General features: G+C 64.5%; 22 protein-coding genes and 1 pseudogene. 19 read left to right on the top strand and 4 right to left on the bottom strand.

The window, feature by feature from the left end; translation table 11 throughout:
* Positions 1 to 69: 69 nt before the first annotated feature.
* The 16 genes and pseudogenes from H6B51_RS03215 (at position 70) to H6B51_RS03140 (ending at position 15,481) form a co-directional block, all read left to right on the top strand.
* Positions 70 to 1,017, top strand: a complete 948-nt coding sequence (locus H6B51_RS03215; RefSeq protein ID WP_204882306.1) for a DNA-directed RNA polymerase subunit alpha — start codon at positions 70 to 72, stop codon at positions 1,015 to 1,017.
* A gap of 147 nt (positions 1,018 to 1,164) precedes the next feature.
* Complete coding sequence (gene rplQ / locus H6B51_RS03210) at positions 1,165 to 1,506, top strand: 50S ribosomal protein L17 (protein ID WP_204882305.1); 342 nt, start codon at positions 1,165 to 1,167, stop codon at positions 1,504 to 1,506.
* Positions 1,507 to 1,843: 337 nt separating this feature from the next.
* Positions 1,844 to 3,094: an HlyC/CorC family transporter gene (locus H6B51_RS03205; RefSeq protein ID WP_243421113.1), complete on the top strand. Its 1,251-nt coding sequence runs from the start codon at positions 1,844 to 1,846 to the stop codon at positions 3,092 to 3,094.
* Positions 3,091 to 4,197: a M20 metallopeptidase family protein gene (locus H6B51_RS03200; protein WP_204882303.1), complete on the top strand. Its 1,107-nt coding sequence runs from the start codon at positions 3,091 to 3,093 to the stop codon at positions 4,195 to 4,197. The genes H6B51_RS03205 and H6B51_RS03200 overlap by 4 nt, the downstream gene beginning before the upstream one ends.
* Positions 4,198 to 4,339: 142 nt before the next feature.
* On the top strand, positions 4,340 to 5,104 hold the full coding sequence (locus tag H6B51_RS03195) for an ABC transporter ATP-binding protein (RefSeq protein WP_204882302.1): 765 nt from the start codon (positions 4,340 to 4,342) through the stop codon (positions 5,102 to 5,104).
* The gene (locus tag H6B51_RS03190) at positions 5,094 to 6,869 is read left to right on the top strand and encodes an FtsX-like permease family protein (protein ID WP_204882301.1); all 1,776 of its coding nucleotides are present in this window, start codon (positions 5,094 to 5,096) and stop codon (positions 6,867 to 6,869) included. Before H6B51_RS03195 ends, H6B51_RS03190 begins: the two co-directional genes overlap by 11 nt.
* A gap of 133 nt (positions 6,870 to 7,002) precedes the next feature.
* A complete protein-coding gene (gene secG, locus H6B51_RS03185; RefSeq protein WP_204882300.1) occupies positions 7,003 to 7,239 on the top strand; it encodes a preprotein translocase subunit SecG in 237 nt (78 codons plus the stop codon).
* A 152-nt stretch (positions 7,240 to 7,391) separates the two neighbouring features.
* Positions 7,392 to 7,841 (top strand): helix-turn-helix transcriptional regulator, encoded by a 450-nt coding sequence (locus H6B51_RS03180; RefSeq protein ID WP_204882299.1) that lies wholly within the window; start codon positions 7,392 to 7,394, stop codon positions 7,839 to 7,841.
* A gap of 15 nt (positions 7,842 to 7,856) precedes the next feature.
* Positions 7,857 to 8,252 carry a hypothetical protein gene (locus H6B51_RS03175; protein WP_204882298.1) on the top strand — a complete coding sequence of 132 codons (396 nt, stop codon included), beginning with the start codon at positions 7,857 to 7,859 and terminating at the stop codon, positions 8,250 to 8,252.
* Between the two features lie 78 nt (positions 8,253 to 8,330).
* Positions 8,331 to 10,394: pseudogene (gene rnr, locus H6B51_RS03170) on the top strand (ribonuclease R); the annotation flags it as partial.
* A gap of 147 nt (positions 10,395 to 10,541) precedes the next feature.
* Entirely contained in the window at positions 10,542 to 10,976 is a 435-nt protein-coding gene (locus H6B51_RS03165; protein ID WP_204882296.1) for a LytTR family DNA-binding domain-containing protein, read from the top strand.
* 13 nt (positions 10,977 to 10,989) lie between these two features.
* On the top strand, positions 10,990 to 11,496 hold the full coding sequence (locus H6B51_RS03160; RefSeq protein ID WP_204882295.1) for a DUF3021 domain-containing protein: 507 nt from the start codon (positions 10,990 to 10,992) through the stop codon (positions 11,494 to 11,496).
* Entirely contained in the window at positions 11,493 to 11,999 is a 507-nt protein-coding gene (locus H6B51_RS03155) for a hypothetical protein (protein WP_204882294.1), read from the top strand. The genes H6B51_RS03160 and H6B51_RS03155 overlap by 4 nt, the downstream gene beginning before the upstream one ends.
* Positions 12,000 to 12,240: 241 nt before the next feature.
* Entirely contained in the window at positions 12,241 to 13,680 is a 1,440-nt protein-coding gene (locus tag H6B51_RS03150) for an APC family permease (protein ID WP_204882293.1), read from the top strand.
* Between the two features lie 49 nt (positions 13,681 to 13,729).
* Positions 13,730 to 15,124 carry an asparagine--tRNA ligase gene (gene asnS, locus H6B51_RS03145; RefSeq protein ID WP_204882292.1) on the top strand — a complete coding sequence of 465 codons (1,395 nt, stop codon included), beginning with the start codon at positions 13,730 to 13,732 and terminating at the stop codon, positions 15,122 to 15,124.
* 114 nt (positions 15,125 to 15,238) lie between these two features.
* Positions 15,239 to 15,481, top strand: coding sequence for a helix-turn-helix domain-containing protein (locus H6B51_RS03140; protein ID WP_204882291.1), 243 nt, complete (start codon positions 15,239 to 15,241; stop codon positions 15,479 to 15,481).
* A gap of 41 nt (positions 15,482 to 15,522) precedes the next feature.
* Here the strand turns inward: H6B51_RS03140 and H6B51_RS03135 are convergent, their stop codons facing one another.
* The 4 genes from H6B51_RS03135 to selD form a co-directional block, all read right to left on the bottom strand.
* Complete coding sequence (locus H6B51_RS03135; RefSeq protein ID WP_204882290.1) at positions 15,523 to 15,783, bottom strand: putative Se/S carrier protein; 261 nt, start codon at positions 15,781 to 15,783, stop codon at positions 15,523 to 15,525.
* Complete coding sequence (locus H6B51_RS03130; RefSeq protein ID WP_204882289.1) at positions 15,761 to 15,964, bottom strand: sulfurtransferase TusA family protein; 204 nt, start codon at positions 15,962 to 15,964, stop codon at positions 15,761 to 15,763. Before H6B51_RS03130 ends, H6B51_RS03135 begins: the two co-directional genes overlap by 23 nt.
* A gap of 10 nt (positions 15,965 to 15,974) precedes the next feature.
* Positions 15,975 to 17,039, bottom strand: coding sequence for a YedE family putative selenium transporter (gene yedE / locus H6B51_RS03125; protein WP_204882339.1), 1,065 nt, complete (start codon positions 17,037 to 17,039; stop codon positions 15,975 to 15,977).
* Between the two features lie 196 nt (positions 17,040 to 17,235).
* The gene (gene selD, locus H6B51_RS03120; protein WP_204882288.1) at positions 17,236 to 18,279 is read right to left on the bottom strand and encodes a selenide, water dikinase SelD; all 1,044 of its coding nucleotides are present in this window, start codon (positions 18,277 to 18,279) and stop codon (positions 17,236 to 17,238) included.
* A 71-nt stretch (positions 18,280 to 18,350) separates the two neighbouring features.
* Between selD and H6B51_RS03115 the strand changes: the two genes are divergently transcribed.
* The 3 genes from H6B51_RS03115 (at position 18,351) to H6B51_RS03105 (ending at position 22,403) form a co-directional block, all read left to right on the top strand.
* Entirely contained in the window at positions 18,351 to 19,256 is a 906-nt protein-coding gene (locus H6B51_RS03115; protein WP_204882287.1) for a selenium metabolism-associated LysR family transcriptional regulator, read from the top strand.
* A 124-nt stretch (positions 19,257 to 19,380) separates the two neighbouring features.
* Positions 19,381 to 21,252, top strand: coding sequence for a heavy metal translocating P-type ATPase (locus H6B51_RS03110; protein ID WP_204882286.1), 1,872 nt, complete (start codon positions 19,381 to 19,383; stop codon positions 21,250 to 21,252).
* Between the two features lie 68 nt (positions 21,253 to 21,320).
* A complete protein-coding gene (locus tag H6B51_RS03105; protein WP_243421112.1) occupies positions 21,321 to 22,403 on the top strand; it encodes a hypothetical protein in 1,083 nt (360 codons plus the stop codon).
* Positions 22,404 to 22,449 lie beyond the last annotated feature (46 nt).

Genomic DNA, 22,449 nt, shown 5'->3' with positions numbered 1-22,449 from the left:
ACCCTCGATTATTGGTGAGCTGTATCAGGCGGCGGGCGCGGCCCGCCGCCGTATAAAGGAGGGTAACACATGGTAGAAATCGAGAAGCCCCGCATTGAATGTGTGGAGAACCCCGGCGACGGCTCCTACGGCAAGTACGTGGTGGAGCCTCTGGAGCGCGGCTACGGTACCACCCTTGGCAACTCCCTGCGCCGCATTCTGCTCTCGTCCCTGCCCGGCACGGCGGTTACCTCCATCAAGATCGCCGGTGTGCAGCACGAGTTTTCCACCATCCCCGGTGTGAAGGAGGACGTGACCGAGATCGTCCTCAACGTGAAGAGCATCATCGCAAAGCTCTACTCCGAGGGGGTCAAGACAGTCTATATCGAGGCCAACGGCGAGTGTGAAGTCACCGCCGGCGACATCAAGGCTGACGGCGAGGTGGAGATCCTCAACCCCGACCTCCACATTGCCACTCTGGGCCCTGACGCCAGCCTCAACATGGAGCTGACTCTGTCCCATGGCCGGGGCTATGTTCCCGCTGACCGGAACAAGCCGGCTCAGACCATTATCGGCCTGATCCCGGTGGATTCCATCTACACGCCGGTGCGCAAGGTCAACTACACGGTGGAGAACACCCGTGTCCGTGACCTGACCGACTTTGACAAGCTGACCCTGGAGGTGTGGACCGACGGTACCATCACCGCCCGGGACGCTGTCAGCCTGGGCGCCCGGATCCTGTGCGATCACTTCGTCCTCTTCACCGATCTCTCTGAGACCATGGGCTCCAAGTCCACGGTGGTGGAGAAGGCGGAGGCTCAGCGGGACAAAGTGCTGGAGCTGACCATCGAGGAGCTGGACCTGTCCGTCCGTTCCTTCAACTGCCTCAAGCGGGCCAACATCAACACGGTGGAGGATCTGATCTCCAAGACCGAGGACGAGATGATGAAGGTGCGCAACCTGGGCCGCAAGTCCCTGGAAGAGGTCATCAACAAGCTGGCCATGATGGGCCTGCACCTGGCCGACGAGGAAGCCTGAGAAGGCCAGGGGAAAGGGCGGCCCGGGGGCACGTAACGTCCCCTCCCGGACCTGTTTGGCGCAAGCGCCCTTTCAGGGGAGTTTTCCCCCGGACGAATTTAAAATGTGGAGTTCGCCTTGGCGAACATCCGATAGGAGTTGTGTCTCATGTCTCACAATCGTAAGCTGGGCAAGCCCACCGATCAGCGCATGGCTATGCTGCGCGCCATGACCACCTACCTGCTGGAGAATGGTCAGATCAAGACCACCTATGCCCGTGCCAAGGAAGTGGCTCCCATGGCCGAGAAGATGATCACTCTGGCCAAGCACGCCAACCTGGCCAACTATCGTAAGGCTCTGTCCTTCCTGACCAAGGAGGACGTGGCCAAGAAGACCTTTGACGAGCTGGGCCCCAAGTATGCTGACCGCAACGGCGGCTACACCCGGGTCGTGAAGATCGGCCCCCGCCGCGGCGACGCCGCTGAGATGGCCATCATCCAGCTGGTGTGATCGCTTTGCTTTCCAACACACCCTGTCATTGACAGGGTGTGTTTTTTTGTATAAAAGGGAGTGTTTTCCCTGGAATTGTGGAGAAAAGGTTCTTTTTTGGCCGGGCTCTTGCAATCTGTCGTATGCTATGCTATACTTATCTACAATCTATCGTGAAGGAGACGGTGAATCCTCGTGGACGAACCTCCGCCCAGTTGCGTTACATCAGAACATCCCATGGACCAGGGCAGCCTTATTTCCCGGCAGGCGGGAATAGGGGTGTCCTTTTGGTGTTCCGTAAACCATGCCATGTATAGTGTTTGGAGTTGATCTTTTTTCTATGTTAGAAGGTTCCAATATGACCATGATCGCCGTTCTGGTGGTCCTGGTGATCCTGTCGGCCTACTTTTCCGCCACAGAGACCGCGTTTACCTCCCTCAATCGCATTCGCCTGAAAAGCAAGGCGGACGCCGGCGACCGCCGGGCCACCCTTACCCTGAAGCTGGTGGATAACTACGATAACCTGCTGTCCACCATTCTGGTGGGCAACAACATCGTCAACCTGTCCGCCTCCTCCCTGGCCACCGTTCTTTTTACCGAGGGACTGCGTCTGCGCAACGGCGCGGTGATCTCCACGGTAGTCATCACCCTGGTGGTGCTCATCTTCGGCGAGGTCTCCCCGAAGAGCCTGTCCAAGGAGTATCCTGAAAGCTTCGCTATGTTTTCCGCTCCCATCATGCGGGTGCTGATGGTGATCCTCACTCCGGTGAATTTCCTGTTCAGCCTGCTGAAACGGCTGCTGTCCAAGGTATTCCACCAGGAGGGTGACAACGGCATCACCGAAGAGGAGCTGGTCACCATGGTGGACCAGGCTGAAAGCGAGGGAGGCCTGGACCAGCACGAGAGCAAGCTTATCCGCTCCGCCATTGAGTTCAACGATATGGAAGTGGATGAGATCCTGACCCCCCGAGTGGATATCGTGGCGGTGGAGGACACCGATACCATGGAGGACGTGGCCCAGGCCTTTGCCGAGAGCGGCTACTCCCGTCTGCCGGTGTATCATGAGGATGTGGACGACATCATCGGCGTGATCCACGAAAAGGATTTCCACGCCGCCCGCTACCGGGGCATCGAGGATCTGAAATCTATCACCGGTCCGGTGCTCTACACCACAGGAAACACCAAGATCTCCGAGCTGCTGCGGATCCTTCAGCGGGAGAAGGGCCATCTGGCCATCGTAGTGGATGAGTACGGCGGTACCGAGGGTCTGGTCACCCTGGAGGATATCGTGGAAGAGCTGGTGGGCGAGATCTGGGATGAGCACGACGAGGTCATTGAGGAATTCAAAAAACAGGAGGACGGCAGCTACATCATTTCCTGTACCGCTGATCTGGCCGATCTGTTCGACCTGTTCTCCATCAAGGGCGAGTGCGACGCCAACACCATCTCTGGCTGGGTCATGGACCAGATCGGCCGCATTCCTGAGGAGGGAGACCGGTTTGCCTCCGACGGACTGGATGTGACGGTCACCAAGGTGGACCACCGCCGGGTGCTGGAGATCCGGGTGGAGGTCCTGCCTGAGGAAGAGGAAAAGGGGAAGGACCAGTGAAAAAAGACCTGATCGCCCTGGCCACGGAGCTGCGCCACCAGCTCCATGCCCACCCGGAGCTGTCCGGCCGGGAGATTTGGACCAAGGCCTGCCTGGTGGACTTTCTGCGGACCCATACCAGTCTGGAGCTGTACGACCGGGGAACCTGGTTTTACGCCCTGTGCCGGGGCAGGGGAGCGGGCAAGGTAGCCTTCCGGGCCGACTTTGACGCCCTGCCCATGGAGGAACATACCGACCTGCCCTACCGCTCCCAGAACCCGGGGGTTGCCCACAAGTGCGGCCACGACGGCCACAGCGCCGCTCTGGCCCTGCTGGGGCTCACCCTGGCCGGGACCGGGACGGAGCGGGACGTGTACCTCATCTTCCAGCCCGCCGAGGAGGTGGGGGCGGGAGGCGAGGCCTGCGCCGCCTTCCTGAAGGAGGAGGGCATCGGGGAGGTATACGCCTTCCACAACATGCCCGGCTACCCCCTGGGGGCGGTGGCCCTCCGGGAGGGCACCATGAACTGCGCCTCCAAGGGGGTCATCCTGTCCTTCACCGGCGCCCCCACCCACGCCAGCACCCCCGAGCTGGGCCGCAACCCGGCCTACGCCGTGGCGGCGGTGGTGTCCGCCCTGCCCGGGCTCACCCGGCGGGAGGACCACCGGGGCCTGGTGATGGCCACCGTGGTGCAGATGGACGTGGGGGAGCCTGCCTTCGGCATCTCCGCCTGGCGGGGGAGGCTGCTGCTCACCCTGCGGGCCCAGTACCAGCAGGAGCTGGACGGGCTCCACCGGGCCATTGCGGCCCTGGCGGAGGGGCAGGCGGCGGATTACGGCCTGGAGCTTGCCCTGGAGGAGCAGGACGTGTTCCCCGAGACCGCCAACCATCCCGCCGGGGTGGAGAAGGTCCGCCTGGCGGCGGAGGCCCTGGGCCTTACCGTGGTGGACATGGCCGAGCCCATGCGGGGCTCGGAGGACTTTGGCTGGTACCTGCGGCAGGCGGAGGGGGCCCTCTTCCTGCTGGGGGACGGGGAGGACCATCCGCCCCTTCACAGCGAAAACTTTGATTTTCCCGACCCGCTGCTGGAGGTCGCCTGCGGGCTGTTCCAGCGGCTGATCTGACGGTACATTGCGTCCCGGAGCGTGTGCTCCGGGACTTTTTTTGCCCCTGGGCCCGGGGCAATTTTATCAATCGGTAAGATGGGATTTAGAAATTTTTAAGATAGACCTGCTATACTGATCCCAACAAAAGGGAGGGATCGGATTGGACCAGATCTTGGAGGTCAAGGGCCTGTGCCGGGATTACGGCAAGGGCAGTATTACCCACGCGGTGGATCATGTGGATCTTTCGGTGGAAAAAGGCGAGTTTGTGGGCATCATGGGCCCCTCGGGCAGCGGCAAGACCACTCTGCTCAACTGTATTGCCACCATCGACCGGCCCACCGGCGGCAGCATCCGGGTGGAAGGGCAGGAGATCACGGGGCTGAAGCCCAAGGCCCTGGCCAAATTCCGGCGGGAGCGGCTGGGCTTTGTGTTCCAGGACTGCAACCTGCTGGACACCCTCACCGCCTTTGAAAACATCGCTTTGGCCCTCACCATTCGGGGCACTCCGGCGGGACAGGTAGAGGGCCTGGTCAGGGAGACCGCCGGGCTGCTGGAGATCGGCGACTGCCTGAACAAGTACCCCTACCAGATGTCCGGGGGCCAGCAGCAGCGGACGGCGGCCGCCCGGGCCATCGTCACCCGGCCCGCTTTGATCCTGGCTGACGAGCCCACCGGGGCCCTGGACTCCAAGGCCTCCCGGCTGCTGCTGGACCGGTTCGAGGCCCTGAATACCCAACTGGCGGCCACCATCCTCATGGTGACCCATGACGCCTTTACCGCCAGCTACTGCCACCGCATCCTGTTTTTGCGGGACGGGGCGGTGTTTACCCAGCTGGAGCGGGGGACCCTGAGCCGGCGGGACTTTTTCCGGCGGATCATGGATGTGGTGGCCACGCTGGGAGGTGACCAGAGCGATGTTCTCTAAGCTTGCGGTCAAAAACGTGGGGCGCAGCTTCCGGGACTACGGGGTGTATTTCCTCACCGTGGCCTTCGGCGTGTGCCTCTTCTATGTGTTCAACGCCCTGGAGACCCAGACGGTGCTCCAATACCTGAGCGGCAACCAGCGGCAGGATCTGGTGGACAGTATCATGCGGCTCATCGGGATGCTGTCGGTGTTCGTGTGGGTGGTGCTGGCCTTCCTCATCCTGTACGCCTCCGGGTTCCTGGTGCGCCGCCGGTCCCGGGAGCTGGGCACCTACCTGCTGCTGGGCATGGAGCGGCGGCAGGTAGCCGGTCTGCTGCTGGCCGAGACCGCTTTTACCGCCCTGACCGCCCTGGCGGTAGGGCTGGCTCTGGGGGTGGTGCTGTCCCAGGCCCTGTCGGTATTTACCGCCGGGCTCTTTGCCGTGCCCCAGACCGCCTTCCGGTTCAGCGTGTCCGTCCCCGCCCTGGTCCGCACCGCCCTGGCCTTTGTGGGGATCTTTTTGCTGGTGATGGTCTGCCATACCCTGTCCCTGTTCCGCAAACGGCTCATCGACCTGCTGCGGGCCAACCGCACCAACCAGGAGCTGAAGGCCAGGAGCCTGGGGGCCTCGGTGGCCCTGTTTCTGGTGGGCTGCGCCCTGCTGGGGGTGGCCTACGCCATGCTGCTCATCCGGGGCATGCTCCGGGTGGACGCCCTGTTCTGGGTGATGATCGGCCTGGGCAGCCTGGGCACCCTGCTGTTTTTCCGGGGGCTGTCCGGCTTTCTGCTGCGGCTGTGCCAGGGCAGCAAAAAGCTGTACTACAAGGGCCTGAACCTGTTTATCCTCCGGCAGTTCAACGCCGGCATCAACACCACCTACCGGTCCATGACAGTGATCTGCCTGATGCTGCTGCTGGCCATCGGCATCACCGCCACCTCGGTGGGGCTGAACAACACGGTGGAGCGGATGACGGAGGAGGCCCAGCCCTGGAGCGTGGAGCTGACGGTGTGGCCGGAGGAGGAGGGGCAGGCCATGGACCTGCCCGCCGCCCTGGCGGAGCGGGGCTTTGACCCGGACCGCTGGTGCGGCCCCTGGGCGGCCTTCCCTCTCTGCCGGGATAGCCAGGGGGAGTTCGGGCTTCGGGAGGCGGATTACGCCGCCCTGGAGTCCGCCTGGGGCACCGAGCGGGCCCAGGCCTTTTTGAAGCATCAGGGGGCGGAGGTCCTGCCGAATGATGACGGCGGGGCGTACACCGCCGTGCTGTGGCACTTTCTGGCCGACTACGCCGGGGACCCTCAGGGGGCGGAGGAGGCCTTTCTGGCGGCGGTGAGCGACCTGACGAACACCGGGGGCTACTCCTACTCCACCAAGCAGGCCGCCTGGATGGACCTGATGGGCACCAAGGTGCTGGTGCTCTTCATCGGACTGTACCTGGGGGTGGTGTTCCTGGTGGCCTCGGCGGCGGTGCTGGCCCTTCAGCAGCTCAGCCAGGCCGCAGACAGCGCAGGCCGCTATCAGATCCTCTCCCGGCTGGGTGTGTCGGAGCGGGACCGGGGCCGGTCGGTGGACGTGCAGGTCTTTCTGGCCTTCTTTCTCCCACTGGCCCTGGCGCTGATCCACGCCGTGGTGGGCATGACCGCCGCAAATGAGATCATTGCCCAGGTGGGCCGCGTGGACGTGGGGGCCTCCGGGGCTGTCACCGCCCTGCTGTTGGTGGCGGTGTACGGCGGCTACTTCCTGGCCACCTGCTGGGGCAGCCGGCGGATGCTTCGGGCTTCCGCGTAAAAAATGTGAAAACCACTTGCAATCGCCCTTTCTTTGTGCTATCATACTTCTTACGTGTAAGATGCGGCGCAGCACAGCTGCGCCCAAATAGAGTGCGAGAGACCCCGTAGACGGGGCGAAAGGACGATGTAGCGTGGATATCACGAAGCTGATTCTGAGCATTATTGATGTGGCGGCCTGCCTGTTCCTCATCGCCGTGGTGCTGCTCCAGTCCGGCAAGAGCGCCGGCCTGTCCGGCGCCATTGCCGGTGCGGCCGACACCTTCCTGGCCAAGAACAAGGCCAAGAGCTGGGACGCCAAGCTGGCCAAGATGACCAAGTGGGTGGCCATCGGATTTATGATCCTCACCTTTGTCATCTGCCTGCTGTAAGCAAGTGATCAAAAACGCCCTTTCGGTTTTCGAAAGGGCGTTTTTGTTGTTTGAAAGACCAAAAGCAACCGCTGGTTGCGGGGCTTTCAAGGGGGCTTGGTGGACAAGGCGGGGGCCTTCGGCTATACTGGAGGAGACGAGGAGGGGATACTATGACATTGGGGGAGAACATCTGCCGCCTGCGGAAGGAACGGGGCATGTCCCAGGGAGATCTGGCCGACCGGCTGGGGGTGTCCCGGCAGTCGGTGTCCAAATGGGAGACCAACGGCTCGGTGCCCGACCTGGACAAGCTGGTGGTCATGAGCCGCCTGTTCGGTGTGACCCTGGATCAGCTGGTGTGCGGAGAGGAACCGGCCGGGCAGCAGGAGGAGGAGCCGGAACCGCCCCGGTCCGCGGGCCCCGCCCAAAGCCGTCAGGTGGTGGGCGGGGTGCTGCTGGGGGTGGGCCTGCTGGGCCTGCTGCTGCTCCTGTTTTTGACCGGGCTGGACGGGTTGCCGCTGGGGCTGCTGTTTTTGCTGCCCTTCCTCCTGTGCGGCGTGCTCTGCCTGCGGGTAAACCGGCGTTTGGGGCTGTGGTGTGCCTGGGCGGTGTACCTGCCCTAGCAGATTTACTGGACTATGGCTACCGGGATTACCTGGCGTCTGACCCTGACCACCCTCCACTACACCCCTGAGATGAATTACATGCGGCTGTTTGTGGGCTGGCTGATGCTGGCGGCCATGGTGGCCCTGGCGGTGGGAACTGTCAGAAGCTTTGCCCGGCTGATGTGGCAGCCCAACCCCGGCAGGGTGGTGCTGGCGGGAGTGCTGTGGGCGGCCACCCTGCTTGCCGGACGGCTGTACAGCCTGGTTTTCCTGCCCTTCGTGGGGGAGGATGGCCGTATCCTGCTGCCGGGTTTGGTGGGGGGGCTGGTTCAGGGCCTGTTTTCCGCCGGACAGACCGCCGCCCTGGCGGCGGCCCTCACCATGACTCTGGCCCTGGTCCGGGGCTGTAGCGGGAAAACGTCTGACTGAGTTTGAGGGTCCTCCGGAGGCTTTGCCGGAGGACCCTATCTTTTCGTTGAGACGGGGAGAAAAAGGGGGTATAATAATCAGAGTGAACACAGAAAGGAATTATCTATGAAAGAATTACAAAAGTTGATTGGAATTTACCAGGCCAGCGGCCGTGGATTTGGATTTTTGATCCCGGAGGAGGGGGAGGACTGCTTTATCCCGCCCCGGGCGGAGGGCGGAGCCTGGAACGGGGACCGGGTGTCCGCCGTGGTCACCGAGGAGGACCGGGAGAAGGGCCGCCGGGTGGCCAGGGTGACGGCGGTGCTGGCCCGGGCCAACAAGACGGTCACCGGCGTGCTGGAGCGGCGGGACCGGGGCCTGTGGCTGCGGCCCGACAATGACCGGCTGCCCGCCGCCATCCAGGTGTACACCAAGCGGAAAAACATCCGGGCAGGGGAGCGGGCCGCCGTGGCCATGACCGGCTTCGGCGGGGGCAAGACCGCCCCCATGGGCATCCTGCGGGAGGTGTTCGGCCCGGCGGACCGGCGGGAGAGCGCCGTGGAGGCCATTCTGTACAGCCACGACATTGTCCGCGCCTTTCCCCCCGCCGTCATGGCGGAGACCCAGGCCATCCCCCAGACCGTGGCCCCCGCTGCCCTGGCGGGGCGGCTGGACCTGCGGGACAAGCTGATCTTTACCATCGACGGGGCCTCCTCCAAGGACTTTGACGACGCCGTCAGCCTGGAGCGGGACAGTGAGGGCAACCTGGTGCTGGGGGTCCACATCGTCGACGTGAGCCACTATGTCCGCCCCGGCTCCCAGCTGGACCTGGAGGCCTGGGAGCGGGGCACCTCGGTGTACTTTGCCGATCAGGTGGTGCCCATGCTCCCCGAGGCCCTGTCCAACGGCATCTGCTCCCTGAACCCCCAGGTGGACCGGTTGGCCCTGTCCTGCATCCTGACCCTGGGGGCGGACGGCCGGGTGCTGCGCCACCGGATCGCCAAGACGGTGCTCCGCTCCAAGGAGCGGATGACCTATGAGGACTGCAACACCCTGCTGGCGGGGGCGGACCCCGCCCTGGCGGAACGGTACGCCCACATCCTGCCCACGCTGAAAGACATGGCCGCCCTGGCCAAGCGGCTGGAAGGGCTGCGCCGCCGCCGGGGGGCCCTGGACCTGGAGACCAAGGAGAGCTATGTGGTGTGCGACGGGGAGGGCAAGCCGGTGGCGGTGGGCCAGCGGCAGCAGGGGGAGAGCGAAAAGCTCATCGAGTCCTTCATGCTGGCCGCCAACGAGTGCGTGGCGGAGCATCTGAACCGGCAGAAAAAGCCCTGCGTCTACCGGGTCCACGAGGAGCCCTCCGCCGAAAAGACCGAGGCCCTGCGCACCATGGTGGCTCCCCTGGGCTACGACCTGAAAACCGCCGACGGCCCCGGCCTGCAAAAGCTGCTGGACTGGGCCAGGGGCAAGCCGGTGGAGGGGGCGGTGTCCATGATGGTGCTCCGCTCCCTGATGAAGGCCCGGTACGACAAGGACAATCTGGGCCACTTCGGCCTGGGGGCGGAGTTCTACTGCCACTTCACCTCTCCCATCCGCCGGTACCCCGACCTGCTGGTCCACCGGGTGCTGTCCGCCCTGCTGGAGGGCTCCCTGGACCGGCAGGAGAAGAACCTGGCCGCCGCCGTCCAGCGGGGGGCCGTCCAGTCCTCCCAGCGGGAGCTGGCCGCCCAGGAGGCCGAGCGGGAGATCGAAAAGCGGTACCTGGCCGAGTTCATGGCGGGCCACGTGGGGGAGACCTTCTCCGGGGTGGTGACCGGGGTCACCCGGTTCGGCCTGTTCGTCACCGTGGCCGGGGGCGTGGAGGGACTGCTGCCGGTGGAGGCCCTGCCCGGCGGGCCCTGGGAGTACGACCAGGCCCATCTGCTGCTGGTGGAGGTCAACGGCAAGGGCCGGTACACCTTCGGCGGGGAGCTGGAGGTGGTGTGCGCCGCCGCCGACCCGGTGAGCGGCCAGGTGGATCTCATCCTCCCCGGCGGCACCCCGGTGGAGCGCAGGGAGCGCAGGCAGGAGGACAGGCCCCGGGAGAAGAAGCCCCGCCGCAGGGAGGGGAACCGCCGGGCCATGCACCTGCCCCGCCGCCGGAAGGGCGGCAAAAAGCGATGATGTTTTGTTATTTCTGCGCTAGAATATAACAAATAGTTATGAAAACTTGGGGCGAAACCAGTTGTCCCGCCCCCAAGGCCGTCTGTCTCAAACCGGTAGACAGACGGCCTTTTTTTGGGTATATTGGGGGTGAAAGGAGGGGGCGGCATGAAGGTAGAGATCCGCATCGAGCCCGGCTGTGGGGAGCTGTCGGTGACCATCACCGCCCCCGCCCTCACCCACGAGGTGAAGGCCCTGGCCGCCCGGCTGGAGGGGGGCGGGGTGCTCATCGGCTGGCGGGGGGATACCGCCGTGCCCCTGGCGGCGGAGGAGATCCTCCGGTGCTACGGGGAGGAGAAGGGGGTAAAAGTCCAGACCACCCGGGGGGTGTTTGATCTGAGGGAGCGGCTCTACGAGCTGGAGGCCAGGCTGGACCGCCACGCCTTTGTGCGCATCTCCCACTCAGAGATCGTCAACCTGGGGCAGATCACCGCCCTGGACCTGGCCCTCACCGGCACCATCCGCATCACCCTGGCAGGGGAGACGGTGTGCTATGTCTCCCGGCGGTATGTGAAGAAGATCAAAGAGGCCTTGGGCTTGTAAAGGAGGGAACACCATGACACACAGACAGAAGCAATGGCTGGTGCGCATCCTGCTGGGCGGGATTGTCGGCATCGCCGTCCTCATTCCGGTGGGCGGGGTGTTCAACGACCTGGTGGCGGGCGGCCTCCTGGCCATGTCCATCCGCACCCCCTTCCGGCTGGTGAGCTATGACCTGGAGCGGCTGGCAGGCCCCGCCGCCCTGGCGGTGCAGCTGGGGCTCTACTTCCTCATGGGGGCGGTGGTGGGGGTGTCCACCCTCCCCTTTGCCGACGACGGGGTCGCCCTGGCCCGGCGGTCTCTGGCCCACTTTGCCGTCACCGCCGGGGCCCTCACCCTGATGGTGTGCCTGTGCGGGTGGAACTGGGGAGAGCTGGCCCCGCTGCTGGTCTATCTGGCCCTTCTGGCGGGAGTCTACCTGCTGATCTGGCTGATGCGCTGGGCAGTGTGGCTGGCGGAGGCAGCCGCCATTCGGGCAAAGCTGGGACTGCCCCGCCGCAAAGGAAAGCGGGGTGGCCCATGAACCGGGAGGTGAGGCTGTACAACATCCTGCTGCCCATCTGGATCTTGTACTTTTTCCCCCAGGTGTGGATCATTACCCTGCCGGGCAACCTGCTTATCGACTGTATGGTACTGCTCATTGCCCTGGCGGTATTGAAGCACGCCGAAAAAAAGGCGGTGCTGAAACGGCTGTGGTGGAAGCTCTGGCTGCTGGGCTTTCTGGCCGACTTTGTGGGGGCCCTGTTCCTCTTCGGGTTCTGGTATCTCTCCCTGCTGCCCGACCCGGTGGGGGCCTGGGTAGAGGGGGTCTTTTCCGCCGCCGCCCTCAATCCCTTCCGCACCCTGCCCGGCTTTCTCTATACCCTGGCGGGGGTGGCCATCGCCGGGGTGTGCATCTACTTCTTTGACAAGCGGGCCATGAGATCCTGTCCCCAGCTGGACGGGCGGCAGCGGCACGTGATCGCCCTGACCATGGCCGTGGTCACCGCCCCCTGGACCTTTTTGATCCCCCTCTATATCGATTGAGCGGGCATGCACTGATGTAAAACAGAATGATTCTGTCATTCTGAGCCCCAAAGGGGCGAAGAATCTTGCTGCAGAGCGCAAACCGGCCCCAAAGATCCTTCGCATTCGCTCAGGATGACAAAAAGCGGAGACTGTTGCATGATTTTGCGGCAGCCCGCAGAAAACGCCCCCGGCACAAGGCTTGCGGCTTTGTGCCGGGGGCATTATAATAGAACCATCTCATACAGAACGGGGGATGGACATGGGCAGAAAGGGCATCAGCTACTTTGGCCTGGTGGCCATGGGGGTGGGGTGTATGCTGGGCACCAGCTGGCTGCTCCTCACCGGCACCTGGCTGGACACGGCGGGGGGCCCCCTCAACCTGGCGGTGGCCTTCGCCCTGTGCGTCGTCATCGAGCTCCCCTTTGCCTTCGCCTACATGGAGGCCATCCCCATGCTCCCCCTGCCCGGCGGGGAGGTGGTATACTCCTACGCCGCCTTCGGGCCCACCGGGGCCTTTGCCGTGGGGTGGGCGGGGATTCTGATGAACACCATCGTGTTCTGCTGGGTGGATCTGGCGGCCATCTCCCTGCTGGACGAGCTCTTTCCCGTTCTGCGGGAGACGGCGGTGCTCTATCAGGTGGGAGACTTTCCGGTGACCCTGCCCAACCTGGTGCTCCAGCTGGCCCTGGCGGGGGCCATTTTGTGGGTGCAGCTGAAAGGGGCCAACGTGTGCGCCTCCCTGGCCAAGATCGCCACCGTGGTGCTGCTGGTGATGTGCGCCGTGGGGCTGGCCCTTTGCTTTGCCCACTTCGACCCGGCGGTGTACGCCGCCGACGGGGGGCTGGACTTTGACTTCTCCGGCTCGGCAGCCCTGCTCTCCCTGCTGGTGTTCTCGGTGGCCGGGTGGGAGACGGTGTCCAAGGCCGCCGCCGACGCCACCGGCCCCGCCGCCCGGAAGGCGGGGGCCGCCCTCATCACCTGCCTGTTCCTGGTCACCGGCATTTTGTGCCTGGTGTCCACCGCTGTGGCGGGGTGCATGCCCTGGACCCAGGCGGTGGGCCGCACCGCCCCCTTTGCCGACGTGCTGGTGTCCATCACCGGTCAGAGCTGGGTGAGGCTCCTCTTTCTGGGCACCGCCTTTGTGGGAGCGGTGGGGGTGATGAACTCCACCCTCTACTCCTCCGCCCAGATGCTCTACGGTCTGGCCCGGTTCGCCCTGGTGCCCGCTGGGTTTACCCGGCTCCACCCCAGATACGGTACCCCCGCCCGGTGCATCTGGTTTACTGCCGCCTTTGTGGTTGTGACCCCCTTTACCGGCAAGCTGCTGTTCCTCCCCTTCATCAACGTGGCCTCCCTCACCACGGTGGTCATGTGGGTCATGTCTTTGCTGGCGGTGCTGTGGCTGCGGAAAACCAGGCCAAACCTCCGCCGTCCGGTATCCATGCCCGGGGGGCGGGTGACGGCGGTGCTGGGGGTGGCGGCCTCCCTCTTCCTGGCGGGCAACCTGCTGCTGCCCATGAGCCCCGGGGCCCTGGACGGCCTGGAGTACGGCCTGGCCGCCCTGCTGGCCGCACTGGGGGCGGCCCTCTACCGGCTGCGGGACCGGTCGGTGTCCCGGGTGGAACGGGAAAAGCGGATCTTTGGCGGGGCGCTGGAGGGAGAAATGCCCGCAACCCCTTGCAAATCCGGCAAAAAATGATATACTATTGCCCACTGAGACCAATTTTTATGAATCGAGGAAGATTTATATGGAACGCACCAAGATCGCGCAGATTTTCGCGGACCAGGAGCAGTTCGGCGGCAAAGAGGTCACCGTCTGCGGCTGGGCCCGCACCATCCGGGACATGAAGAGCTTCGGCTTTGTGGAGCTCAACGACGGCTCCTGCTTCAAGAATTTGCAGGTGGTCCTGGACGCCAATGTGCTGGACAACTATAAGGAGATCGCCGGGCAGAACGTGGGGGCCGCCCTCATCGTCACCGGCACCGTGGTGCTCACCCCCCAGGCCAAGCAGCCCCTGGAGGTGAAGGCCGCCACTGTGGCGGTGGAGGGTGCTTCTACCCCCGACTATCCCCTCCAGAAGAAGCGCCACAGCGTGGAGTACCTGCGCACCATCCAGCACCTCCGGCCCCGCACCAACCTGTTCTCCGCCGCCTTCCGGGTGCGTTCCGTGGCCGCCCACGCCATCCACTGCTTCTTCCAGGACCGGGGCTTCGTGTACGCCCAGACCCCCATCATCACCGCCTCCGACTGCGAGGGGGCCGGCGAGATGTTCCAGGTGACCACCCTGGACCTCAACGACCTGCCCCGGACCGAGGACGGCCAGGTGGATTACTCCAAGGACTTTTTTGGCAAGAAGGCCAACCTCACCGTGTCCGGCCAGCTGAACGCCGAGAACTTCGCCCTGGCCTTCGGCAACGTGTACACCTTCGGCCCCACCTTCCGGGCGGAGAACTCCAACACCCAGCGCCACGCCGCCGAGTTCTGGATGATCGAGCCTGAGATGGCCTTCGCTGACCTGAACGACTATATGGACACCGCCGAGGCCATGATCAAGTATATCATCAACACCGTCATGGAAAAGTGCCCCGACGAGATGAACTTCTTCTCCTCCTTCGTGGACAAGGGCCTGAAGGAGCGGCTGGAGCACGTGGCCTCCTCCGACTTCGGCCGGGTGACCTACACCGAGGCGGTGGAGCTGCTGCGCCAGAACAACGACAAGTTCGACTACAAGGTGGAGTGGGGCTGCGACCTCCAGACCGAGCACGAGCGGTACCTCACCGAGCAGGTGTTCAAGCGCCCGGTGTTCGTCACCGACTACCCCAAGGAGATCAAGGCCTTCTATATGCGCCTCAACGACGACGGCAAGACCGTGGCCGCCGCCGACTGCCTGGTGCCCGGCATCGGGGAGATCATCGGCGGCTCCCAGCGTGAGGAGCGGCTGGACCTGCTGGAGGGCCGCATCAAGGAGCTGGGCATGAACCCGGAGGACTACTGGTGGTACTGCGACCTGCGGCGGTACGGCTCCTGCCGCCACGCCGGCTTCGGCCTGGGCTTTGAGCGGATGGTGATGTACCTTACCGGCATCTCCAACATCCGGGACGTGGAGCTCCACCCCCGCACCGTGGGCAACGCCGATTTCTGATGCGATATTGCGGCCGCCCGGCAAGGAAATGCCTTGCCGGGCGGTTTTGCGTTACTGAGGTCGGTGGCCATTGAGCATATTTAAAATTCTATATTGCGAATTGTGGGTGTGGATATGCAAAAAATCAGACCGGACATGGATATCGGGAACAATATACAGCGGCTGCGGAAGGCGGCGGGCATGACCCAGGAGCAGACGGTGGCCAGACTCCAGCTCATGGGGCTGCGCATTTCCAAAAGCACCTATGCCAAGCTGGAGACCAACCGGATGAACATCAAGGTAAGCGAACTGGTGGCATTGAAGGAGATTTTCCGAGGTGAATACGCAGATTTCTTTGCCGGGCTGACCCTGGACTAAAAAGGCCCCGGCCCGCCGTTGTTTCGGCGGGCCGGGGTTTGTCATGCCTCTTCGTTCTGGAACAGGAGCTGAAAATCCTGCCCCTGGACAGCGTAGACGCTGTCCAGGTCCTCATCGGCCCAGGCCGGGTCGAAGGGGAGGAAGAACTTGACGCAGGTGCCGCAGGAGGCAGACAGCTTTCTGGGCACCGGCATCATCACCGCCTGATCCCCCAGGGCGCGCAGCCGCTTGTGAAAGCTGAGGGCCCCGAAGTGGGTGTGGAAGGTGGCGATCTGCTCCTTACTTGGTGATGGTGAGCTCATAGTCCTCCCCCACCTCTTTCCAGGTTACCTGGTAGCCGTTGTTCATGGCGAACCGGCGCACGTTCTGGAGGGGGGTCTCGTTGTCCACCAGCACCACCAGGGGGGTGCCGTTTTTCAGGGCCTTCTTGGTCATGAGCACCGGCTCAGGACAGGAGTAGCCTCTGGCGTCCACTTGATTCATACCGTTCACCTCACGCTTTCTTGGTGTTGCCCGCGCCGATGGCGCAGACCAGGACCAGGCCGATGATGACAGCCACCTTACCGGCGAAGGAGGGGCCGTCGGTGGAGGAGGCCAGGCCGAAGTTGTGGCAGAAGGCGGCGCCCACCACCATGCCCAGCACGGCCACGGAGGAGTCGCTGTTGCCGCTGCCGGAGAGGATGAGCTGCCGCAGGGGGCAGCCACCCAGCAGCACGGAGCCCAGGCCCACCAGCACCATGCCCAGCAGGTTCCACAGCCCGTCGGTGTGGGCCACGGCCTGACCGGCGAAGCCGGGGTTAAAGCCGCCCTTGAGGCCCATGGAGCCCACGATCAGGTTGCCCACCAGCACGGCCACGAAGATGGCCACAAAGCCCATGAGCAGGTGGAAGTCCTTGAGCATCATGGCGTCCCGGATGCCGCCGGCCATGCACAGGCGGCTGCGCTGGGCGATGGCGCCCACCACCAGACCGGCGATGAGGGCGGCGGCAATGGGGGCCCGCATGGAGCCGGGGCCCTCAGTGGAGAAGAAGATAAAGGCGGGGGCGGCGCACACCAGGATGAGCAGGCCCACATTGACGGCGGGCATCAGCAGGCCCTCCACCGCCGGCTGAGGCTGGGACTTTTTCAGGGAGAAGCCCGCCTTCAGGAAGAGGGTACCCACAAAAATGCCGATGATGAAGCCGATCAGGCCCAGGATGGCGTTCCCGTCGCCGCCGCCCAGGCGGATGACCATCCGCAGGGGGCAGCCCAGGAACATGAGGGCCCCCACCATAACGCAGAAGCCCAGCACGAACCGGGTCATGGGGGAAGAGCCGCCCCGGACCTTGAACTCCTTGCCCGCCAGGGCCATGATCATGGCGCCCAGGATCAGGCCGATGATCTCGGGCCGGATGTACTGGACGATGGGCGCCCGATGCATCCCCACGCCGCCGGCGATGTCACGCAGGAAGCAGGCGATGCAGAAGCCCATGTTCACCGGGTTGCCCAGGGCAACCAGCACCACCGAGGCAATGCCAACCACCAGACCGGCCAGAATCACCGGCAGGTGCAGTTTCAGTTTAGACACACACAACACCTCACACAAATTTTTAGGGAAGCTAAAAAACTTCCTTATTCAAATTATAGCCCGGACGGGCAGAAATTTGAAATACGAATTTTCCATAATTCCAATGAACTTCATAGAAAAAAACGATAAAGTGTGGTATGCTGTGGAAAAAGAAAGGGCCCGCCGGAGACCGGCGGACCCTCTGATGCTAGGGTTTGATGTGGACCCACTTGTCCCCTCTGGGGCGGACCATGCCCACCGGCACGGCGGGCACCCCCTCCTCCTCCATCCGGCGGAGGAGCTCGGGCACCTGGGCCTCTGGCAGGCTGACCAGCAGTCCCCCGGCGGTCTGGGGATCGTACATGCAGTCCACCACCTCCTGGGGGATGCCGTCGGCCTGACAGACGTCGTCCTGGGCAAAGTCCATATTGCGGTAGGCCCCGGCGGGGATGATGCCGTCCCGGGCCAGGGCCAGGGCGGCGGGTACGATGGGTACCTTGCCCGCCCACAGCTCGATGGTGTGGCCGCAGCCCTGCGCCATCTCCTTCACGTGGCCCACCAGGCCGAAGCCGGTGACGTCGGTGCAGGCATTGGGGTGGAGGGGCACGGCGGCCTGGGCGGCGTACTTGTTCAGGGTGGTCATCAGGGCCACCATGTGGTCATAATCCTCCTGCTCCAGCAGCTCCGCTTTGGCGGCGGTGGACAGAATGCCGGTGCCAAGGGCCTTGGTGAGCACCAGGATATCCCCCTCCTTTGCTCCGCTGTTGGTGAGGATGTGCTGGGGGTGGACCAGCCCGGTAACGCACAGGCCGTATTTGGGTTCCTGGTCGTCGATGCTGTGGCCCCCGGCGATGACCGCCCCCGCCTCGGTGACCTTGGAGGCCCCGCCGGCCAGGATGTCTCCCACCGCCTCCAGGGGCAGGCAGGAGGGGAAGGCCAGCAGATTCATGGCCAGGGTGGGCTTGCCTCCCATGGCGTACACGTCGGAGAGGGCGTTGGTGGCGGCGATCTGCCCGAAGGTGTAAGGGTCGTCCACTACCGGCGGGAAGAAGTCCACCGTCTGGATCATGGCCACGTCGTCGCTCACCTTGTACACGGCGGCGTCGTCGCTGGAGTCATACCCCACCAGCAGGTTGGGGTCGGCCGGCCTGGGCAGGCCGGACAATACATTCCTTAGGACGCCCGGTCCTATTTTGGCCCCTCACCCACCAGCCGTGGTCATGGCGGTCAGGCGCAGCTTCTCATACGGCATCTCATCACCCCCTGTACTTTGGTATCCACAGTGTACCCCATTTTGACAGAAAAAGCAATCGGAGGTCAGTCATGCAGCTGAAACAGTTGGAGATCTTTTTACAGGTGGCCCAGCTCCACAGCTTTTCCAAGGCGGCGGAGGCCCTCTACCTCACCCAGCCCACCGTCAGCGCCCATGTGGCCGCCCTGGAGGATGAGCTGGGCACCCGGCTGGTGGTGCGCTCCACCAAGGAGCTGCGGCTCACCGCCCCCGGTCGGGTTTTGAGCCGGTACGCCGCTGAAATTCTGGGCCTGTGCCAGCGGGCGGCCCAGGATGTGCGTACCTCTGCCTCCGCCATCTCGGGCACCCTGTCCATCGCCGCCTCTACCGTGCCCTCCCAGTACCTGCTGCCCCAGGTGCTCCCTCTGCTGCGGCAGCGGTATCCCGACGTGTTTTTCCAGATCCGCCAGGGGGACAGTAGCCAGGTCACCCAGTGGATGGCGGAAAACGGGGCGGAGCTGGGGCTGGTGGGGGCCCCCGTCCAGCGGGTGGGGCTGCTGTGCGTGCCCTTTTTTACCGAGCGGCTGGTGATCGTTACCCCCAACACCCCGGAGTACCGGGCCCTGGGGGGCGAGATGCCGGTGGAGGTGCTGAAAACCGCCCCCTATCTGGTGCGGGAGGCGGGCTCCGGCACCCGGAAGCAGGGGGAGCAGTATCTGCGGGGCGTCGGGGTGGACCCCAAGAACCTCTGCCTGGCCGCCCAGCTGGAGAGCACCGAGAGCATCCTCCAGGGGGTGAAAAACGGCCTGGGCATCTCCATCCTGTCGGGATGCGCCGCCCGGGAGGCGGCGGAGGAGGGGAAGATCCTGGCCTTCTCTCCGGACAGCCCCCTGCTGGAGCGGCAGTTCTACCTGCTTTACCGCCGGTCCAGTCCCCTGTCCCCGGCGGCCTCCATGCTGTTGGAGGAGCTGCTGTGCTTTTATCAAAGCGGGGTGTAAGGGATACTATGCCGCGGATGGGCCAGCCATAGGCTGCCCATCCGTTTTCTTCTTGACAGGGCATACCCCTATGGGTATAATAAAACCATACCTGGTATAGTATATGGAGGGAGCTGAGGACAGGATGGTGGAAAAACTGGAGGTCCTTCTGGGCCTGGGAGGGATCAAAAAGGACGTGGTGCTGCTGGTTCTCTCGGGTATCGCGGTGGGGTGCAGCCTGGCACAGATACGGCCCTTTCCCTTTGACATGGCATGGGTGGCCATTGTCCTGTGCGGTGTGCCTATTATCCTGGAGGCGGTCATTGGCCTGATCACCGCCTTCGATATCAAGGCGGATGTGCTGGTCTCCCTGGCCCTGGTGGCCTCGGTGGCCATCGGCCAGACCTTTGCCGCCGGTGAGGTGGCCTTCATCATGCAGCTGGGGGCCCTGCTGGAGGAGCTGACGGTGGCCCGGGCCCGGGCGGGCATCGAAAAGCTGGTACGTCTCACGCCCCAGAACGCCCGGGTGCTGCGGGAGGGACGGGAAGAGATAGTTCCTGCCCAGCAGGTGCGGGTGGGGGACCGGCTGCGGGTGCTTCCCGGAGAGGGAGTCCCGGTGGACGGGGTGATCCTGTCCGGCCAGACCTCCATCAATCAGGCGGTGATGACCGGCGAATCCCTGCCGGTGGACAAGGGCGTGGGGGACCCGGTATCCTCGGGTACGGTAAACCAGTTCGGAGCCTTTGAGATGGAGGCCACCCGGGTGGGGGAGGACAGCTCCATCCAGCGGATGATCCGGCTGGTCCAGTCTGCCGACGCGGGTAAGGCCAAGATCGTGGGACTGGCCGACCGGTGGGCCACCTGGATCGTGGTGGCCGCTCTCTCCGCCGCCGCCCTCACCTGGCTGTTTACCGCAGAGATCCTGCGGGCGGTGACCATTCTGGTGGTGTTCTGTCCCTGTGCCCTGGTGCTTGCCACTCCCACCGCCATCATGGCGGCCATCGGTAACGCCACCCGCCACGGCTTTCTGGTGCGGGAGGGCGACGCCCTGGAGCGTCTGGCCGGGGTAAAGGTGGTGGCATTTGACAAGACGGGTACCCTTACCCAGGGGGTCCCTCAGGTGGTGGAGGTGGTCAGCCTCTCCCCGGGCTGGAGCAAAGAGGCCCTGTACCGTCTGGCGGCCTCCGCCGAGGGCCTGTCGGAGCATCCTCTGGGCAAGGCCATCGTGGGGTGCTGGCAGGCGGAAAACAAGGCTTCCCCAGCTCCGGCGACGGATTTTCAGATGCTGCCCGGCCGGGGCATTCAGGCCACTGTGGAGGGGGTCCGGGTGCTGGCGGGCAATCTGGAGCTGCTGGCCTCCCAGGGGATCGAGGCAGCTCCGCCTCCGGCTGCGGAGGCCGCTCTGGCCAGAGGCTGCACCCTCACCTACCTGGGGGTGGAGGGAGAGCTGGCGGGATACGTGGCCCTGTCGGACACCCTGCGCCCCCAGAGCGCCGGCATGGTGGCCCGGCTGGCCGGGCTGGATGTGGAGCCCATGCTGCTCACCGGCGACCACGCCCAGGCAGCCCAGGCCATCGCCGGTCAGGTGGGCATCCGGGCGGTGCGGGCGGGGTGCCTGCCCGAGGATAAGCTGGCGGCCATCGACGCCTGCCAAAGGGAGGGCAGGCCGGTATGTATGATGGGCGACGGAGTCAACGACGCCCCCGCCCTGAAGCGGGCCCAGGTGGGCATCGCCATGGGAGGCGTGGGGAGCGACATCGCCGTGGAGGCCGCTGACATCGCCCTGGTGGACGACGAGGTCAAGGAGCTGCCCCACCTGATCCGCCTGTCCCGGCGGATGATGACCACCATCAAGGTGAATATGAGCTTTTCCATGGGCCTGAATTTCCTGGCCATTGCCCTGGCGGTCACCGGGGTGCTGGACCCGGTGGTGGGGGCCCTGGTGCACAATGCCGGCTCGGTGCTGGTGATCTCCAACTCCGCTCTGCTGCTGAAATGGCGGGGGCGGGAGGACTGAGCCCAGGCACCGGAAAGCCTGTCTCCGCATAGCCTGAGAGTGAAAATCAAACGCTTGGAGGGTCATTTATGGAGGCAGAGGCCAGGATCTGTTATTACTTGGGGGCCAACGCGCCCACGGGCTTTTATTCCCTGTACAGCCAGCTCATCGACCCGGAGGGGGCCCGGGATGTGCGCATTCTGAAGGGAGGCCCCGGCTGCGGCAAATCCACCCTGATGCGGCAGGTGGGAGCCGCCATGGAGGCGGCGGGCCTGACGGTGGAGTACATACGCTGCTCCGGGGACCCGGACTCCCTGGACGCTGTGGTGGTGCCTGCCCTGGGGGCGGCGGTGGTGGACGGCACCGCCCCCCATGTGGTGGAGCCCAGATATCCCGGACTGGTGGAGCACTATGTGGATTTAGGGGCCTGTTACGACCCGGCAGGGCTGCGGCAGGTAGCCGGAGAGCTGAAGGGGTGCATGAAGGGCTACAAGGCCTGCTATAACCGTGCCTATCGGTGCCTGACGGCGGCGGCCCAGCTGCTGGAGGATGGGCGGGCAACTCTGCTCACCCCCGCCCTGGAGGCCAAAATGGCCAAGCGGGTCCGGGGTATCCTGTCCCGGGAGTGCAAAAAAGTGGGCGGTCAAGAAGGCAAGGCGGTGCAGCGCTTCCTGGGGGCGGTGACCTGGCAGGGAGTGCGGTGCGAGTGGGAAACGGTGGAGGCTCAGTGCGGCCGGGTCTACGAGCTGGCGGACAGCTATGGCCTGGCCCACTCCATGCTCACCGCCCTGGCCGCCGGAGCCATGGCGGCGGGGTACGACGTGGTGGCCTGCCCCGACCCCATCTTCCCCGACCGGATGGCCCACCTGCTGATTCCCGCCCTGTCCCTGGCCTTTGTTACCTCGGGGCCGTGGCAGAGCTGGCCCAACCGGCCTTACCGGCGGCTGCGGCTGGACGCCATGGCGGACCAGGAGCTTTTGCGCCGGGACCGGGGACGGCTGCGGTTCGCCGGGAAGGTGGCCGCTGCTCTGCTGGAGGAGGCGGTGGCCTCCCTGGCCCAGGCCAAGGCCATGCACGATGAACTGGAGGCCTGCTACAACCCCTACGTGGACTTTGCAAAGGGCAAGGCGGTGGGGGAGGAGATCATCCGGGATTTCCTGGCGCTGGGGTAGATCCCGGAACCCAACGCTGCCGGCCGGTAGAAAGATATGGGGGGAA

The organism is Pseudoflavonifractor phocaeensis (assembly GCF_016901955.1).
Lineage (GTDB): Bacteria > Bacillota > Clostridia > Oscillospirales > Oscillospiraceae > Flavonifractor > Flavonifractor phocaeensis_A.
Note: the sequence above shows the minus strand (reverse complement) of the source record. Positions and strands in the feature narration are given on the sequence as shown.